Annotated in this window: 19 protein-coding genes and 1 other annotated feature; of the genes, 18 read left to right on the top strand and 1 reads right to left on the bottom strand. The window is 51.9% G+C overall.

Annotation, left to right across the window (positions count from 1 at the left end; genetic code table 11):
• The 11 genes from rlmB (at position 1) to BQ7364_RS01195 (ending at position 8,216) form a co-directional block, all read left to right on the top strand.
• The gene (gene rlmB, locus BQ7364_RS01145; protein ID WP_072683003.1) at positions 1-729 is read left to right on the top strand and encodes a 23S rRNA (guanosine(2251)-2'-O)-methyltransferase RlmB; all 729 of its coding nucleotides are present in this window, start codon (positions 1-3) and stop codon (positions 727-729) included.
• Between the two features lie 14 nt (positions 730-743).
• Complete coding sequence (locus BQ7364_RS01150; RefSeq protein ID WP_072683004.1) at positions 744-1,382, top strand: sigma-70 family RNA polymerase sigma factor; 639 nt, start codon at positions 744-746, stop codon at positions 1,380-1,382.
• Positions 1,383-1,483: 101 nt separating this feature from the next.
• Positions 1,484-1,639 (top strand): 50S ribosomal protein L33, encoded by a 156-nt coding sequence (gene rpmG / locus BQ7364_RS01155; RefSeq protein WP_020225370.1) that lies wholly within the window; start codon positions 1,484-1,486, stop codon positions 1,637-1,639.
• 12 nt (positions 1,640-1,651) lie between these two features.
• Positions 1,652-1,837, top strand: a complete 186-nt coding sequence (gene secE, locus BQ7364_RS01160) for a preprotein translocase subunit SecE (RefSeq protein ID WP_072683005.1) — start codon at positions 1,652-1,654, stop codon at positions 1,835-1,837.
• A gap of 3 nt (positions 1,838-1,840) precedes the next feature.
• Positions 1,841-2,389, top strand: coding sequence for a transcription termination/antitermination protein NusG (gene nusG / locus BQ7364_RS01165; protein WP_006057353.1), 549 nt, complete (start codon positions 1,841-1,843; stop codon positions 2,387-2,389).
• Positions 2,390-2,799: 410 nt separating this feature from the next.
• Positions 2,800-4,701: a BglG family transcription antiterminator gene (locus BQ7364_RS01170; RefSeq protein ID WP_072683006.1), complete on the top strand. Its 1,902-nt coding sequence runs from the start codon at positions 2,800-2,802 to the stop codon at positions 4,699-4,701.
• Positions 4,702-4,812: 111 nt separating this feature from the next.
• Entirely contained in the window at positions 4,813-5,235 is a 423-nt protein-coding gene (locus BQ7364_RS01175; protein ID WP_072683007.1) for a PTS sugar transporter subunit IIA, read from the top strand.
• A gap of 3 nt (positions 5,236-5,238) precedes the next feature.
• Positions 5,239-5,709 carry a PTS sugar transporter subunit IIB gene (locus BQ7364_RS01180; protein ID WP_072683008.1) on the top strand — a complete coding sequence of 157 codons (471 nt, stop codon included), beginning with the start codon at positions 5,239-5,241 and terminating at the stop codon, positions 5,707-5,709.
• Between the two features lie 18 nt (positions 5,710-5,727).
• A complete protein-coding gene (locus tag BQ7364_RS01185; protein ID WP_072683009.1) occupies positions 5,728-6,483 on the top strand; it encodes a PTS mannose/fructose/sorbose/N-acetylgalactosamine transporter subunit IIC in 756 nt (251 codons plus the stop codon).
• A 12-nt stretch (positions 6,484-6,495) separates the two neighbouring features.
• Positions 6,496-7,326: a PTS system mannose/fructose/sorbose family transporter subunit IID gene (locus BQ7364_RS01190; protein ID WP_072683010.1), complete on the top strand. Its 831-nt coding sequence runs from the start codon at positions 6,496-6,498 to the stop codon at positions 7,324-7,326.
• Positions 7,326-8,216, top strand: coding sequence for an N-acetylmuramic acid 6-phosphate etherase (locus BQ7364_RS01195; protein ID WP_072683011.1), 891 nt, complete (start codon positions 7,326-7,328; stop codon positions 8,214-8,216). The genes BQ7364_RS01190 and BQ7364_RS01195 overlap by 1 nt, the downstream gene beginning before the upstream one ends.
• Positions 8,217-8,360: 144 nt before the next feature.
• On the opposite strand, the gene BQ7364_RS01200 is transcribed toward BQ7364_RS01195, so the two are convergent.
• Entirely contained in the window at positions 8,361-8,954 is a 594-nt protein-coding gene (locus BQ7364_RS01200) for a TetR/AcrR family transcriptional regulator (RefSeq protein ID WP_072683012.1), read from the bottom strand.
• 174 nt (positions 8,955-9,128) lie between these two features.
• Here BQ7364_RS01200 and BQ7364_RS01205 point away from each other — a divergent pair, with 174 nt between their 5' ends.
• The 7 genes from BQ7364_RS01205 (at position 9,129) to rplJ (ending at position 17,672) form a co-directional block, all read left to right on the top strand.
• The gene (locus tag BQ7364_RS01205; RefSeq protein ID WP_072683013.1) at positions 9,129-11,207 is read left to right on the top strand and encodes an efflux RND transporter permease subunit; all 2,079 of its coding nucleotides are present in this window, start codon (positions 9,129-9,131) and stop codon (positions 11,205-11,207) included.
• Positions 11,204-13,366 carry a methyl-accepting chemotaxis protein gene (locus BQ7364_RS01210; protein ID WP_072683014.1) on the top strand — a complete coding sequence of 721 codons (2,163 nt, stop codon included), beginning with the start codon at positions 11,204-11,206 and terminating at the stop codon, positions 13,364-13,366. Before BQ7364_RS01205 ends, BQ7364_RS01210 begins: the two co-directional genes overlap by 4 nt.
• A 330-nt stretch (positions 13,367-13,696) precedes the next feature.
• Positions 13,697-14,758, top strand: coding sequence for an Rpn family recombination-promoting nuclease/putative transposase (locus tag BQ7364_RS01215; protein WP_072683015.1), 1,062 nt, complete (start codon positions 13,697-13,699; stop codon positions 14,756-14,758).
• A 444-nt stretch (positions 14,759-15,202) separates the two neighbouring features.
• The gene (locus BQ7364_RS01220; protein WP_072683016.1) at positions 15,203-15,679 is read left to right on the top strand and encodes a PTS sugar transporter subunit IIA; all 477 of its coding nucleotides are present in this window, start codon (positions 15,203-15,205) and stop codon (positions 15,677-15,679) included.
• Positions 15,680-15,840: 161 nt separating this feature from the next.
• The gene (gene rplK / locus BQ7364_RS01225; protein ID WP_072683017.1) at positions 15,841-16,260 is read left to right on the top strand and encodes a 50S ribosomal protein L11; all 420 of its coding nucleotides are present in this window, start codon (positions 15,841-15,843) and stop codon (positions 16,258-16,260) included.
• Positions 16,261-16,275: 15 nt separating this feature from the next.
• Entirely contained in the window at positions 16,276-16,959 is a 684-nt protein-coding gene (rplA, locus tag BQ7364_RS01230) for a 50S ribosomal protein L1 (protein ID WP_072683018.1), read from the top strand.
• 32 nt (positions 16,960-16,991) lie between these two features.
• Positions 16,992-17,117, top strand: a sequence feature (ribosomal protein L10 leader region).
• A 33-nt stretch (positions 17,118-17,150) separates the two neighbouring features.
• A complete protein-coding gene (gene rplJ / locus BQ7364_RS01235; RefSeq protein WP_039863550.1) occupies positions 17,151-17,672 on the top strand; it encodes a 50S ribosomal protein L10 in 522 nt (173 codons plus the stop codon).
• The last annotated feature ends 26 nt before the right edge of the window (positions 17,673-17,698 follow it).

Below are 17,698 nucleotides of genomic sequence, written 5' to 3' on the forward strand. Positions count from 1 at the left end.
ATGGCACAATGGATTTATGGGAAAAACGCAGCAATGCAGATCCTGAAAAGCAAGAAAAAAATTGAAAAAGCGCTCGTTGCTGAAGGGACGAAGTTTCCGGAAGCGGAAGCGTTATTGAAAAGCCGCAGAATCCCTGTTCAGCGGGTCAGCCGCCGGGAATTGGATAAGTGCTGCATGGATACGCACCATCAGGGGATCGCGCTGTATTGCGAGGATTACAAAACAGTCAGCGTGGACGAAATGCTGAACCGCATTCCAAGCGGCAAGCTGGGCACGATCGTCGTTCTGGACGAACTGGAAGATCCGCACAATCTGGGCGCGGTGCTGCGGACCTGCGACGCGGTCGGCGCTGACGGCGTGATCCTGCGCAAGAACCGCTCGGTATCGCTGAACTCGACGGTCGCCAAAGTATCCACCGGCGCAATCGAAACGGTACCGGTGGCGATGGTCGCCAATCTGACCCAGACGCTCAGGCAGCTGAAAGAAAAGGGCTATTGGGTTTACGGTACGGATATGCGCAATGCCCAGGATTACCGCCAGCCGGCTTTTGATACGTCCGTGGCGCTGGTGATCGGCTCGGAGGGAAAAGGCATTTCCCGGCTGGTCAAAGAAGAATGTGACGTGATGCTGACGCTGCCGATGGAAGGCACGATTTCCTCATTGAACGCTTCGGTCGCCTGCGCTGTCTTGCTTTATCAGATCCATGCGAAACGTTTCCCTCTGAAATAACAGGAGGATAGACGATGTGTGAGGAAGTGTCCACAGACAACGAACTGCTTTATATGATCCGCCAACAGGACGACTGGGCGGTGGAGAATCTGCTGAACAAATACAAGCCGATGATCTGCGGGATGATTTTCAAGCTCTCTCAGCTGGACAGCTGCTCGGTTTCCAGCGAGGCATACAAGGAAGATCTTGAGCAGGAAAGCCGGATGATGCTGATCGGCGCCGCGGAGAATTACCGGGAAGATTATCCCTGCTCCTTTAAAACCTATTTGCAGAATTGTCTGCGGAAGCGCCTGCTGACGATTTACCGGCATTCTCAATGTTCCAGCGACGCCGCGTTTTATGCCTGCGATTCGCTGGATACGGTGGTCGGCGAGGACCGGGGAATGTATAAGGCGGACACGCTGGCCTCCAACGACCGGTTCTTTGACCCTGTCTATCGCTTCACCTTAAACGAAGCGGCGAAGCAGGTAAAACAGCTGCGGCGCTACTTCACGCCGAAGGAATGGCAGATTCTGTGTCTGTCGCTGGACAACACATCCTATCAGGAAGCTGCGGCGATTTTAAACATCTCCCGGAAAAGCTATGGCAATCAACTGGGGCGAATTCGCAGGAAACTCGAGCACATCCTCAGGAAATTTTCCGAAGAGGCTTGAAAAGAGCACGGGATGGTGCTATAATCCGCTTAAGTTAAGGGTTATTTGACGAACCCTTTTCTTTATGGTAAAGTGGATAAGCACGGTAAGGAGGGACCTCGATGGCGAAAGAAACAAAAGTGATTCTGACATGCACAGAGTGCCTTTCACGCAACTATGTTACACACCGGAATCCCAAGACGCATAATCAACGTCTTGAACTGATGAAATATTGTAAAAAATGCGGCAAACATACACTTCATAAAGAAACGAAGTAGGAGGATACAGATATGTTAAAATGGTTTAGTTTCAGCGGTATCTCCAAAGAAGTCAAGCGAATTCGCTGGCCGAAGAAAGAAGAACTGGGCGGAAATTCAGTGGAAGTTTTGATTTTCTGCGCGTTTTTCGGCGTCTTCTTCGTCGCCTGTGAGTTTTTCGTTTCCTTCTTCCTCAAATTAATCGGGATCGGAGCGTAAGTCATGACAGAGTCCAAGAAAGAATGGTATGTCGTCAATACCTACGCCGGCCATGAGAACCGGGTTAAGGAAAACCTGCAGCGTCGTGTGGACACGATGGGCATTTCCGATTATCTGTTCCGCATCCTGGTCGCCGAGGAACCGGAGATTGAATACAAAAACGGAAAAAAAGTAGAAAAAATGCACAACCTGTTCCCAGGATATCTGTTCGTGGAAATGATTATGACGGATGAAGCCTGGTATATCGTTCGAAATACGCCGGGCGTCACCGGATTTATCGGATCCAGCGGCGGCGGCGCGAAGCCGTTCCCGGTCTCCCCGGAAGAAATTGATTCGATCCTGCGCCGGATTGGCATGAGCGACCGCAAGGTCAGCGTCAATTTCACGACGGGTGACCGCGTCAAGATTCTGACCGGACCGTTCAGCGGAATCGAAGGCTCGATCGACGCGATGAACGACGATACTCAGACCGCCACGGTTCTGTGCATCCTGTTCGGCCGTGAAACGCCGACCGAGATCGCGTATAACGATCTGGAAAAAGTTGAACTGTAAATATCGAAAGAAGCAGGCCTGAATTCAGGGCTGTTTTTTTTATTGCCTGTCCCCCTTTCAAGCATTTCTTCGCGGCGAGGCGCGGAAGCCGGAAATTCGTTGTTTCCGGTTTTTATTATGCCTGCGAAGAGGGTTAACGCCTGAATGGAAACCGCAAGGAAAACGTTTGACGCTTGCAGGAAACACCCTCGTTTTTTTCTGCACGGTATTTCGTGCAAAACCTCAAAAACCAGATTGCACGAATCAACGATTCCGCAGCCCGCTTATGCTAAGATGAAGCCGGAAAGGAGAACGCTTATGACACTACTTTATTTCATCGTTTCTCCCCGGGGCTTAAATCCATGGCCGCAAAAAAGCCGCTGCTGGAATGACCCCGGTCAGCTTGCGGTCCCGGCGCCGTCGGTCCGCTTATGTTAACGCAGCGGCAGCAGGGAATCGTGCGCTGGCTGGCGGATAACTGCGGTCAGTTTCACTCCGCCGCCGCGCTGGCACAAATCAGCGGCGTCAGCGTGCGCACTGTGAAAAGCGAGATCGCGGCGATCCGTCAGGAAATTAATTCGTCAGCCGTGATGGAATTGATCGCGGTACCTTCCAAGGGCTACCAGCTTTTAATTCATGATCCGCAGCAGGCCGCACTCTTACTGAAACACATTCAGAACCCGCCGCAAAGCGCTTCGCTGAACGAACAGCCGATGCGGATTAAAATCATTTTGCTGAAGCTGCTCGATCACACCGGCTATGTGCGCAAGCGCTGGCTTCTGCAGCAGCTGAACATCTCGGACTCCACGCTGTATCTTGACTTGAAAGCCGTTCGGAAAATCCTTGTCCAATACAATCTGGAACTGACCTATCGCTCCGGCAGCGGATATCGGATTGAAGGACTGGAACAGGACAAGCGAACCTGTCTGGCCCGCGAAGATATTTATTCGCTGACGGAAGAGACCCATGAAACAAAAGCCAATCTGAAACGAATCACGGAGCTGAAAGAATTGCTTGTGGAAATCTTCCTTGAAAATGAATATAAAATCAGCGAAGTGCTGCTGGAAAGTCTGATCATCCATCTGCTTCTGACGCTGCAGCGGATTGAAAAAGGCTATTTCATTGAAGTCGGATCGACTAAGCGCAGCGTGACGGAAAAGGAAACGAAGATCGCCCGCGATATCCTGCGCCGCTGCACAACGGTGCCCGGCAGCCGGTTAGGCGAGGAGATCAATTATCTGGCCATCAATCTGCGCGGCAAGCGGGATTACGACGACTTTGCGGGCGTTTCGGAAGAGATCAATGTGTTCATCATGGATTCGCTGGAGAAAATCCACGTCGAATACGGCGTTGACTTCACCCGCAGCATTGATCTGAAAATCGCGCTGGCGCTCCATTTTGTGCCGCTGCTTTCGCGCATGCAGAACAACCGTCAGCTGAAAAATGTGCTGTTGACGGAAATCAAGCAGACCTTCCCGTTTGCCTTTGACATTGCCAATTATTTCAGCCTGTTGATCGACGATCATTATCACGTGCGCATCAGCGAGGATGAAGCGGCGTATTTCACGCTGTATTTCAATTACGGGCTGGAAAACATCACGATGAATTCGGAAGGCAAGAAAATTCTGGTCATCAGCAGTCTCAAGCCGAGCGAAACGATTCTGCTGCGGCAGAAGATCGATCAATGGTTCCGCAGGCAGCTGCTTCAGCTTGATTTCGTGAATCCGCTGGATCTGAGCCGGATTGATCCGGCCAGCTACGACGCGATGTTTACAACGGAAACCAAGGACACCGTTACCCGCGGAGCCGCCGTGCGGATCAGCCTGTTTCCGACGGAGAAAGATTTTGCCAAGATGAATCTGGCGATCAACGGCTACGACAGTGTCGATTCCATCCTGTCCCGCTTTTCTTTGGATCTGTTCTGGCATGGGGAAGCGCAAACACGCCGGGAAATCGTGGGGCGGCTGATCACGATGGCGTCCCGCTCCTGCCGTCTGCCGAAGAAATTTGAGGAACTGGTGCGGGAACGAGAGAAGCTCAGCTCGACCTATTTCGGCAATCAGGTTGCGATGCCTCATCCGCTGTATCCGATCACGGCGCAGACGTTCATTGCCGTGGCGGTGCTGGATAAACCGATCGTCTGGGATACCGGTCAGAAAGTGCGGATCGTCATGCTGGTTTCCACGGAGATGAACAACCCCAAGGCGTTTCAGCTGTGGCCGTATCTATCGTCGTTAGTTTGCGAACCGCAGCGGGTGACGGAAATCCTGCGCGAAGGATCGTATGAAAACTTCATCGCCGTTTTCCGGGCTGCGCTGCTTGATAAATTTTGACATTGCACGAAGCAACCGTGTAAAGGATAAAACGACGTAGGGAATTAAGAATGATAGAATGCAGATACAACCGATGATCTGCATTTCCTCATAAAAGAAAGGAGGGACATTGTGACAGGCATTCTCATAGCGACGCATCACAATTTAGCCGGGGCTTTCCTCGAAACCGTGGAAATGATCGCCGGCAAGCATGACTTTGTGGAAAGCGTGGGTCTTTGCGCAGGGCAGGATCCGGAGGACTTCGGCCGATTGATTGCCGGCAAGATCGAACAGTTTCATCAGCGTGGTTATCAAGAGGTAGTGGTGATGCTGGATTTGTTCGGCGGCACGCCGTGCAACCAGACGATCCGGCTCTTGCGGACATATCCTTTGCAGGTGGTGGTCGGCGTCAATCTGCCGATGATCCTGCAGGCGGTATTGTCCAATCGTGAAGACGTAACCGCGCAGCAGCTGATTGCCATGGCGGTGGAAAACGGCCGCAGCGGCATCTTCGACGCCGGTGCGCGGATTCAGAGTTTGACAGAGGAGGAATAACAGATGAGTATCGTATTGGCACGCATCGACGACCGTCTGATTCACGGACAGGTCATGACGTCCTGGCTGAATTATACCGGGGCTAACAAAATTATTGTCATCGACGATGTTACGGCGAAGGATTCGTTTCTGACGATGATCATTAAAACGTTGGTTCCGGCCAACATTGTCACGCAGGTGACGACGGTGGCGGACAGCCCTGCGGTGATCAAGGGGCTGCAGGATCACGACAAGGCGATCATTCTGGCGAAAACCCCGGAAGCCTATGTGCGTCTGGCACAAAACGGCGTGACTTTGACCCGGGTCAATCTTGGCGGGATGGGGATCAAGCCGGGCCGTAAAACCATCTACAAGAATATCTCTGCCAGCGAAGCGGAAATCAGCCAACTGAAGCAGCTGATCGATCAGGGGATTCCGGTCGAGATTCAGATGGTGGCAGAAGATCCGGCGATCGATTTCAAACGGTTTATTTAATTAGAAGAGGTGATTGATGTGAGTATTTCGTTGTTTCAAGCCTTTCTGATGGGCGTTGTTTATTATCTGGGCATCATCGGAACGCCGTGGACAACCGTCCTCGGTTCAGCCAGCTTGTTTCAGAAGCCGCTGGTCGCGGGCACCCTCGTCGGTTTGATCTTAGGGCATCCGACCGAAGGCGTCATCATCGGTGCGGCGATCCAGCTGCCGTATATCGCGTTTATTTCAGCCGGCGGTACGATTCCATCCGATCCGGGTCTGGCCGGGGTGCTGGGCACGGCGTTTGCGATTGTCGGTCATGTCGATCCGGCGACCGCGATCACGATTGCGATTCCGTTCGGCTTGTTGGGCACCGTGGTCTGGGTGCTGCATATGACGATTGACGTCGCGTTTGTCCACATGGCGGATAAAGCGGCCGAACAGGGCGATCTGAAAAAGGTCTGCTTCCTGCACGTCGTCCCGCCGCAGATCGTGGCGTTTGCGATCAGCGTCATTCCGGTCATGCTCGGCGCGTATTTCGGTGCGGATTACATGGCGTGCCTGGTCGCAATGTTAAGCAACGACGTGCTGCATGTCCTGCAGGTCATCGGCGGCGTGCTGCCGGCTTTGGGCGTAGCGATGAATCTGCGTTCGATCAGCCGTCCCAACAGCATGGCGTTCTACATGATTGGCTTCATCTTGAGCGTGTATCTCGGTTTGGATACGATCGTCATCGCCGTGCTGGGCTTCATCATCGCCTGGTTCTACACCCAGCTGCAGAAAGAGAACGGTTAGGAGGAAATAATTATGGAACAGAATAAAGAACGGAAAACACTGAGCAAAAAGGACGTTGTGAAGTCCTTCTGGCGCTGGACCTTTTTCTCCCACGCCAATTACAATTATGAACGGCTGGCCGGGACGGGCTTCTGTCATGCGATGGCGCCGATCATTGAAAAGCTGTACAAGGACAACCCGGAAGAATACAAGGCGGCGGTTCAGCGGCATATCGAGTTCTATAATACGGAACCGCACTTCGGCGGCGTGATCAACGGCATGGTCATTGCGATGGAAGAAGAACGGGCCAACGGCGCGCCGATTTCCGACGAAGCGATCAACGGCATTAAAACCGGCCTGATGGGACCGTTTGCCGGAATCGGGGATACGCTGTGGCAGGGAACCTTGACGCCGATCCTGCTTTCGATCGGAATCTCGCTGGCGTCCTCCGGCAGTCTGGCCGGACCGCTGGTCTATGCCGTCTTGATGATGGGGATCATGTTAAGCATCGCGTATTATGTCTGGATGACCGGCTACAAGCTGGGCAAGGAAGGCTTGCAGCGGATTCTGGAAAGCAATCTGATCAAAAAGGTCATCACCGGGGCCAGCGCTCTGGGCGCGATTGTCATGGGTGCGCTGACGGCGGGATTTGTCAGCGTATCGACGCCGCTTTTGATCAACATTCAGGGTGCCGGCATGAGCGTGCAGACAGATATTCTCGACAAGCTGTTCCGCGGCCTGCTTCCGCTGGCGCTGACACTGGGCACGCTGTATTTATTGAAGAATAAGAAAGTCAAGGCGACGAAAGTCATGGCGCTGCTGATCGTCATTGCGGCCGTCGGGGCGATTATCGGGTTGTTCTGATGCGTGATAATTTAATGACCTTGACCAGCGAGGAGCGCAATCCCGCTTCAGTGAATCTGCCGCACATGAGCGTCGCGGAATCCACGGCGCTGATGAACCGGGAAGACCAAGCCTGTACAAAAGCGGTCAGGGAGGTGCTGCCCGAAGTCAACGAGACGATCGAACAGTGCATCGCCGCTTTGCGGCGCGGGGGACGGATCATCTTCACCGGCGCGGCGCATTCCGGCTATCTGGGCATGCTGGACGCCTACGAGGCCAACGCGACCTTCGGCACCCACGGCGAATTTGTTTCCATCGTGGCAGGCAATTTCACCGATATCATGAAGACTGACGGCAGCGCGGAGGACAGCGCGGAAAACGGCGCGCTGGATTTGCAGGCCCGGGAGGTTACGGCTAAGGACTTTGTGATCGGAATCAGCTCATCCGGCCGGACGCCGTATGTCATCGGCGCGCTATCCTGGTGCCAAAAACAGGGGATCCCCTGCGCCGGACTGGTCAATAACAAGCATTCGCTGGTCAGCGAGGTCTGCGATCGGGTCATGGCGCCGGTGCCGGGGCCGGAGGTCATCACGGGATCGACGCGATTGAAAGCGGGAACCTGCCAGAAGATGATTCTGAACATGATCACGACGGTGACGATGGCGCAGCTGGGCAATGTGTATGAGAATCTGATGATCAACGTGCCGCCGGTCAGCGACAAGATGCGCACCCGTCTGGCGTATATTCTGACTCAGGCGACCAGCTGTACGCTGGATAGAGCACGGCAGTTGTTAACAGAATGCGAATATCAGATTAAACCGGCCCTGATCATGGAGCTGAAGCACGTCAGCCGGGAAGAAGCGCAGACACAGCTGAACGCCGCAGGCGGCAACCTCAATCAGATTTTATAGAAAAGCGCAGCGATCTGAGGCGAAAGGCAGGAACGGAAAAAAAGGAAAACAACCAAATCAGGTAAAATAAACAAGCAAATCTGAACCATAAAAAAGCGAGGCTGACATTTCGATCGGCTTCGCTTTTTTTGCGTTATCATTGCTTCAAATCAAGATTTTTTCCACCATCCGGTACAGTGTCGGTTTCAGGTGATCAATCGGCGCCGGCTGTTCCTCGATGATCGAGGTGTAGCAGACCGAGCCGACCAGCTCGACGATCATGTAGATCATCCGGAACGCTTCGTCCCGGTCAAACCGCCGCAGCTGCGGATAATTTAACAATTCCTCCAGAATCTGCGTGATTTCCGCCTGATTGCCTTCGCTGAGAACCTCCATCACCAACGGCCATGAGAAATTCCGCTCGATCAGTTTCAGCACCGCTTTATTCGCTTTGAAATACTCGATGATCATGTCGATAAAGCACAAGACTGACGGCAGGAAATCCTGAATGCCCCGCTCCTTCGTTTTGGTATATGCGCGGATGACGATCTGCGAGCTGATCTGGATGACGAGATGCTTCATGATATCCTCTTTATCATGAAAGTACAAATAAAACGTTCCCTTGGCGACCTTGGCCCGATTCACGATATCGTCAATCGTGGTTTTGGCAAATCCCTTGGTCAGAAAACACTGATAGGCCGAGCTTAGTAAATCACCCTGTTTCTGTTCTTTCTGTTGTTTTAATGTACGCCGGGCCATATTCTCACTTCCTCAGCCTCATTGTAACATACCTTAAATCAGAGTCAAATCAAAATGACTAAAAGTCAATCTGATAGACAAATTCGCCGATCCGTCTATTGACCATCAGTCATTTCGGAGGTATTCTGTCTGACGTAATGACTGATAGTCATTTGAAAGGGAGAGTGATCTGCAGTGAGGAAAATTGCAGAACAGATCGTAAAAAAACGAATTCTGATTCTGGCGCTGGCGACGGTGCTGTTGGTTCCGTCGTTGATCGGCTATATCAACACCCGCATCAATTATGATATTTTGAGCTATTTGCCGGATCAGCTGGATTCCATCGAGGGCCAGGACATCCTGGATCAGGAATTCCATTCCGCCAGTATGGCGATTGTTACCGTTGAAAACATGGAAAAGAAACAGGTCGATCGGATCGCGGACAAAATCCGCGCGATCGACGGCGTCCGCGACGCGATGGGGCTGGGGGATTTCTTACAGACCATGCCTTCGGAAATGATTCCGGAAGACTTGCGGAAAATGCTGGATAACGGCGACTGCCAGCTGATGATGGTCACGTTTGAAGAAGGCAACGGATCCGACCGGACGCTGAAGGCCGTCGACGAGATTAAATCGCTGATGAATTCCCAGATGTTCTTAGGCGGTCTGGCGGCCGTCATCAACGACACGAAAATGTTGATCGAACAGGAACTGCCGCTGTATGTGGCGGTTGCGGTCGGATTATCCTTAGTCGTTTTATTTCTGGGCTTACGTTACAGCGTGGCGCCGTTCATCTTCTTATTGGGGATCCTGTACGCCGTGCTGTATAACTTCGGAACCAATATTTTCTTAGGCGAGGTTTCCTATATCACCTCCGCTCTGGCGGCGATCCTGCAGCTGGCGGTGTCGATGGACTTCTCGATCTTCTTGTTGGAACGCTATGACGAGGAACTGCACAAGGGATTGAAAAGTCAGGAAGCGATGACCGAAGCAGTCGTCAACACCTTTACCGCGATCAGCGCCAGTTCGCTGACCACAATCGCCGGATTCCTGGCGATGTGCATCATGGATTTGAAGCTGGGCACCGATATGGGCGTCGTCATGGCGAAGGGTGTTGTGCTGGGCGTGTTCTCCGCGGTGGTGATTCTGCCGGCTCTGATTCTGGTCTTCGATAAACCGATTCACAAACATAAGCACAAGGTTTTAATTCCCAAGCTGCAAGGCGTTGCCAACTTTACGACAACCCACTATAAAGGCATTCTGATCGCTGCCGTCGCGCTGTTGATTCCGTTTGCGGCGGCGCAGAAAAAAACCGACGTGTACTACAACCTGCTGGACTCGCTGCCGCAGGATCTGACGTCCACCGCCGGCACACAGAAGCTGCGCGATGAATTCGACATGCCGACGACCAACTTCATCCTCGTCAGCGATCAGCTCAGCAGCACGCAGATGGACGCGGTGCTGGAGGCGATTGAAACGACGGATGGGATCAATTCCGTTGCGACATTAGATCGGTTTTTAGGCGCCGGGATTCCGGAAGAGATGCTTCCGGAAGGGATTCGTTCTGTCTTTAATGCCGGCGGATGGAAGATGATCATGGCGAATTCCAGCTACACCTCGGCGACGCATGAACAAAACGCGCAGATCACCGAGCTGGAAAACCGTGTCAAGGCGATCGATCCGACAGCGTTAGTTACCGGCGAGGGCGCGCTGAACCGCGATCTGGTGCTGATCGCCGATCACGATATTCAGATGGTCAACATCGTTTCCATTCTGGCGGTCTTCCTGATCATCGCGATTTCATTTAAGTCGCTGAGCGTGCCGATTGTGCTGGTTGCGGCGATTGAAATGGCGATTACGATCAACATGGGCATTCCTTATTTTCAAGGGGAAACGATACCGTTTATCGCCAGCATCGTCATCGGGACGATCCAGCTGGGCGCAACGATCGACTACGCGATTCTGACGATGACGCGCTACCAGGAGGAACGCCGGCGGGGCAAGGATCGGAAAGCGGCCGTACAGACGGCGGTCTATGCGTGCAGTTCGTCGATCCTGACCAGCGGTTTGAGCTTCTTCGCGGCCACTGTGGGCGTGTCGCTGGTTTCCAAAATCGATTTGATTCGCTCGCTGTGCGGCATGTTGGCGCGGGGCGCGCTGATCAGCATGGCGGTCATTCTGCTCGTGCTGCCGGCCTTGTTGATGGTCTTCGGCGGCGTTATCGAAAAAACATCATTTCAATTTCTGAATAAAAAAGGAGAGAAATCACGATGAATAAAAAAGGAAGTTGGCTGACGCTGGCCCTTTCCGGGGTGCTGGCGCTGAATCTGTGCACGCCGGTCCGGGCAGAGGACAAGCCGGATGAAGGCACGAAAAAGGAAGAAACCGTCTATGCCTTCCTGGATTGGCAGGGACAGCTGAAATCCGCGACAGTCAGCGAATGGCTGCATAACGAACAGGGCTTCCGCCAGACGGCGGATCAGAGTATCCTGGAAAATATCAAGAATATCAAAGGCGATGATCTGCCTGAACAAAACGGCACGTCGCTAATGTGGAATTCCGACGAGCATGACCTGTACTACCAGGGCACGACGACGGCGGAGCTGCCGTTAACGATGGAGGTCAGCTACCAATTCAATGGCAAGCGTGTGGATCCGCATGAGATCGTCGGCCAGAGCGGCTCCCTGACGATCACGATCAAGCTGATCAATCATCTGGAAATAACGGAAACGATCAACGGGAAGACGAAGTATATTTCCACGCTGTTCCCCTGCGCGATTGTCACCGATCTGCCGACGGAAACATTTAAGGATGTAAAGGCGGAAGATGGCTTGATTTTGAATGAATCAAAGAATCAGATCGTCGCCCTGGCCACGGTGTCGGGGATGAGCCAGATGCTGAAGGACTCCGACGTCAGCGCCCTGGATGACATCAAGGATAAGCTGAAAGATGAATTCGTGATCACGGCGAATGTGGAAAACTTTGAAATGCCGTCGATCATTCTGGCTGCGGCCGGGACTTCCAATCTGGAAGACAAGGAGATCGACCGCAGTGATCTCGATAAGCTGACTGACGGCGTCGATGATCTGAAGGACGCCACGGCGAAGATTTTAGACGGCACGGTGCAGCTGCATGACGCGAATATCGAACTGAATGATAAGATGGGAGAATTCCAGTCAAAATACAAGGAATTCTCAGATGGGTTAAATACTGCCGTGACTTCGTCGAAGGAGCTGAAGGAAGGGGCGCAGAAGCTGTCGGATGGCGTTGGTCAGATTCAGACGCAGTTAACGGCGATGCTGCAGAAATACAACCTGACGGACGAACAGCTGATGGGACTGCTTCAACAGCTGAACGGCAGCCTGACACAGCTGCAGGGCGCTTCGGCGTTAATGGAACAGCTGGCCGGCAGCATGCAGGCGCTGGCAACGATGCCGCAGGCAACCGGCGACGCGATTCGGGCGGCCGGTCAGAGCGATGAATTTAACAATACCTGGGCTGCCGTGACCGAGCAGGTCAGAGCGGGCGTTAAGCAGAACTTGCCGGCGGTGAACGTGGAAATGGATCAGAACGCGTTAGTCTCCGCGATTGGCTCTGCGCTGGCGGAACAGGGGGTGGCCGAGGAAGAAATTCCGGGCTTAACCCAGGCGATTGCGGGAAAAGTCGGCGAACAGCTGAATGCCCAGCTGGGCAGCGCGCAGGAAAGGATCGCGGCCGGCTTGGGTCAGGCGGTAGATGCCGGCGTCGATACGATGAGTGGTTATGGCAAGCAGGCGGCGGTGGGAACGGTTGATCAGATCGCTCAAACCGTGCAGGATACAATGAGCGCCAAGGTTCAGGAAATGGCAGGCTTGATGAGCCAGGCGCAGCAGCTGACGACGGAAATGACGGCGATGATCGACAAGATCAACGGCATGATCGAACAGATCGGCGGCGTTGATGAACTGAAAAATGCGCTGGCTGGCTTGCAGCAGCTGCCGGAAGGCTTAAATGACTTGAAGGAAGGCACAGATCAGCTGGCGGCAGGAACCGTGGCGATGAATGCCGGATTGGATAAGCTGAACGGCGCGTCCGGGGACATTACCGACGCCATCAACAAGTTTAAAGGCGCGACGCAGGAGCTGGCGGAGAAAACCGGCGAATTGAACGACGGCGTTGATGAATTCAGCCGTGAGGGAATCGACGAGTTAAGTGGGAAAGTCACCGATGCGATGGACGATCTGAACGATGTGCTCGATACCGCGAAAGCGGCGCTGGATCAGTCGAAGGAATACCGCAGCTACGCCGGCGCCGCGGACACGATGGAAACTTCGGTGAAGTTCATCATGAAGACGGATGAAATCAAGTTGCCGGAGGAAAAAACAACGGTGGTGGAAACAAAGACGGAAGTGAAGACTTCTTTCTGGGATCGGGTAAAGAATTTATTCCATTAATAGATATGAAAGCTTAAGGAAATACACAAGGAAATCGGACAGCCATGTTCAATTTCCTTTTTTCTTTTCTGTGAGGATTAAGGGGGAGGTCTTAAGGGAGAAATTGTTCTTCGTTTACTATGAAATCTGAGGGAACCTGTTTAAAAGTCGTTCTTCTATAGAAAGGGGAAGCGAAGGAAGGGGATTGATAACGCCGGCAGAGTCTCGAAAAATCCTGAACTGAATGAAACACTTTTCATAAAAATTTTTAATTTATAGCAATTTATGTCAAATTTCATCAAAATAAACAAGGCTTTTTCAAAAAAACCGCAATATTAGAAGTGATGGGAGATGAAAGAAATGATCGTTGAAGCCAATCAGATTCATGAAGACAAAGCGGGGTACAGACCAACGAGATGGCGTACCGAAGAAAAGGGAGATCAAAATATCGGAATACAGCCGTCTGTATCGAAGTCGTCCATTCTCACCGACTGGATCCTGAAGTCTGTCTTGGGCAATTCTGATGATACCGAAGCACTGACTTGTTTTTTGTCGCAATGGAATTACTGCACGATTCGCTCGCTGACCGTTGAGGCGCAGGAAGCCCGTGTAGATCATGCGGACCAGAAAGCGATCCGTTACGATATCCATGGGATCATCAATGACGAAATCTTCTTTGTGATCGAATCGCAACGGCATGGCGATTTTAAAACGATCATGAAGCGGATGCAGTATTACCTGGCCCGGCTTTTAGCGGGACAGAAGCTGCGGGGGAAGGAATATGAACAGATGAAAGCGGCGTGGCTGATCCTGATCGCGGATTATCCGTTTTTCCCCCGATCCGGGATTGTGACGGATGAGACGGAAATGAGTTTAAGAACAATGCAGATCCCCTTGACACAAATGACTCATTTGAGTATTGTGGAGACAGGAAGAACCGATTATCTGACGGCGAAGCCGGTTTGGAAACTGAGCGGACTGGAGCGGTGGGCAATCCTGTATGGAAACCTGGCGAAACCGGAAAAGCGGGAATGGATCGAACAGATTTGTAAACAAGATGAGAATCTCAGAAAGGTGGTCAGGAAGATGAGTGAGATGACGATGGACTTTGAAGCTTATTTCAGAGAAACAAAGGCGATCATGGCGGAATTGGAAAGAGCGGATCGTCAGCGGGAATGGCTGGAACAGGGCAAACGGATGGGTAAGCAGGAAGGTTTGGAACAAGGTTTAGAACGAGGCGAATTATGCAAAGTCATTAAACAGGTGCTGAAAAATATGAAAAAAGGCAAGCCCATTTCAGAGATCGCGGAGATTTTAGATGAAGATGAAACTGTAATCCGTCAGATATTTTCCTGTCATGAAGAACATCCTGAATGGACTGCAGATCAGATTGCAACGAGAATAAGAAGCTAGAATTGAGTTTCCTTTTCTGATTTCTATTTATGAAAATTGTTGATGAAATTGATCGGCGGAATAGACGAGGCAGCTGGATTACTTTTGTTGCTTAAGCTGAGCGTTGCTTATGTATGCCAGGCCGGAATACGTCCCAAGGAAGGCATAGATTCCGGCTTTTTGTAATTTAGGCCGAAGACATCGGCAACACTGCCAATACAAAGCGGCTGATTATCTAAAAGGCATCGCTTAAGAATTTGAGATCAGGAAAGGTTTCTGAGACAAGAGAAAATCAGCAGAAAGAACAGAGAAAAATGAAGGAATCCTTAAACCACAGGATTAACCGTTGCGAATTAGAACGGTATTCTTTAAAATGAGAACAATGAAACATCGCAAATCATCCGAATCTTTCTCGCTTATCAAATCTAAGCAGAACTTTGGATGAGCTTGCGCAAGGAGGCTGCCATGTTTAATTTATTTAAGAAACCTGTGTATTGCGACATCCTGTCGCCGGTTGACGGTGTCAGTTTGCCCTTGGAAGAAGTGCCGGATCCGGTATTTGCGCAGAAGATGATGGGCGAAGGAATTGCGTTTCGTTTTGAAGGCGAAAAGATTCTGTCGCCGCTGACCGGCACAGTGCTGCTTGTAGCGGCAACGCGTCATGCGGTCGGATTAAAAGGCGCCAATGGCGTTGAGGTGCTGCTGCATGTCGGCATGGACACGGTGGAGCTTCAGGGCCGAGGCTTGGAGGTTTACGTTCAGCCCGGTGCAAAAGTTCGAGCGGGAGAGCCGCTGATCCGAATTGATCGGGGCATTATGGAAAAAAATCATATTGATCTGACGACGATGCTGGTCGTAACCAACGGCAGCGGGTATCAGCTGGAAATTGCCAAGCCCGGGGTGGTTAAGACCGGCGATCCTGTCATTCGTGTGACGCGTTGATAAATCCGGTCAAAATCGAAAATATCCCTTGACTAAAGGGTTAAATCCGCTTAGAATAGTAATGCTGTCGAAAGCAGCAAGTTTTATTATGCGTGGGAGGACGGTGTTGCACCTGTCCACTAACCACAGCACAGACAATCAATTTTAAGGAGGAATGTCTTGTGAGCAAGAAAGTTGCAAAGATTTGTAAGCTCCAGTTCCAGGCCGGCGGAGCCCGTCCGGGACCGGCGCTGGCCTCTGCAGGCATCAACATGCCGCAGTTCTGCAACGCATTTAACGATGCGACCAAGGATCGTGCAGGCGATATCGTCCCTGTCATCATCACTGCGTATGAAGACAAGAGCTTTGATTTCGTTCTGAAAACGACACCAGCCTCAGTTCTGATCAAGAAGGCTGCCGGTATCAAGTCCGGATCGGGCAGTGCCAAAGCCAACATCGTCGGAAAGATCTCTCTGGAAAAGTGCAGAGAAATCGCTGAGTACAAGATGCCGGATCTGAACGCCAATGATGTAGAAGCAGCAATGCGGATTATCGCCGGGACAGCGCGCAATATGGGCGTTACTGTCGAAGGCATGGAATAAGAGAGGGACATCACGATGGCAAAAAGAGGTAAGAAATACACAGAGGCCCTGAAGCAGGTCGACGCAGCGAAGCTGTACAGCCTGACGGAAGCGGTAGCTCTGGCGAAGAAAATCAACACAACAAAGTTCGACGCATCTGTCGAAATTTCCTTCAACCTGAACGTTGACCCACGTCACGCTGATCAGCAGATCCGCGGCGCGATGGTTCTGCCAAACGGCACAGGCCGTTCCCAGAAGGTCTTAGTTGTGACTCAGGGCGCGAAGGAACAGGAAGCCAAGGATGCCGGCGCAGATTTTGTCGGCGGCAAGGAAATCCTGGAAGATATCAAAAAGGGCTGGTTCGGATTTGACGTGATCGTCGCAACTCCGGATATGATGGGCGAACTCGGTAAGCTGGGTAAGATCCTGGGCCCTAAGGGCTTGATGCCGAACCCGAAGACGGGCACCGTCACGATGAACATCGCCAATGCCGTCAACGAAATCAAGAAAGGTAAGGTTACTTACCGTGTTGACAAAGAAGGCAACATCAACGTTATGATCGGCAAGTGCTCCTTCACTGACGAACAGCTGGCGGAAAACGCGAAAGCGCTGTACAACGTGATCGCGAAGGCACGTCCGGCGGCAGTCAAGGGTAACTACATGAAGAGCATCACGGTTTCCACAACGATGGGACCGGCGATTCGTGTCGCTGCTGAGTAATTGCTTGACAATTACGCAAACCCTGTTAAAATTAGTTTGTTATCAATATACCATAGACAGCAACGGCCTAACGGCTTAATCAGGTTGCCGAGGTAGGAAGATCAACTTTGAACTTTCAAAACCCGTGCTGTCTTGAGTGCGGGTTTTTATATTCAGGTATATTGTGACAGTATAAAATGGAGGTGTACGGAATGAAAGATGCGGTATTAGAATCGAAAAAGGCAGTCGTTTCCGAAATTCAGGAAAAAATGACCGCCAGCCAGTCAACAGTCGTTGTTGAATACCGTGGTCTGACAGTTGCCGAAGTCACTGAGTTGAGAAGAAGCCTGCGGGCTGAAGGCATTGAATTCAAGGTTTACAAGAATTCCATGTCCCAGCGTGCCGCTGAGGCTGCCGGATTCAACGAACTGACAGAACAGCTGACCGGACCAAACGCAATCGCATTCTCTGATGATGCTGTTGCGCCAAGCCGCGTGCTGGCGAAGTTCGCCAAGAAGCACGACAAACTGGTTCTGAAAGGTGCGATCGTCGAAGGTAAAGTCGTCGGCGTCGATACGATTAAAGAACTTTCCAGCCTGCCGAACCGTGAAGGCATGCTGTCGATGCTGCTGAGCTGCCTGCAGGCGCCTGTCCGCAGCTTCGCTTGCGCTGTGAAAGCAGTCGCTGACAAAGACGGAGAAGCTGCTCCTGCTGAAGAAGCAGCTGCTGAATAACAAAACTGACCAAGGAGGAATAAGAA

The organism is Holdemania sp. Marseille-P2844, assembly GCF_900120005.1.
Taxonomy (GTDB): Bacteria; Bacillota_I; Bacilli_A; order Erysipelotrichales; family Erysipelotrichaceae; genus Holdemania.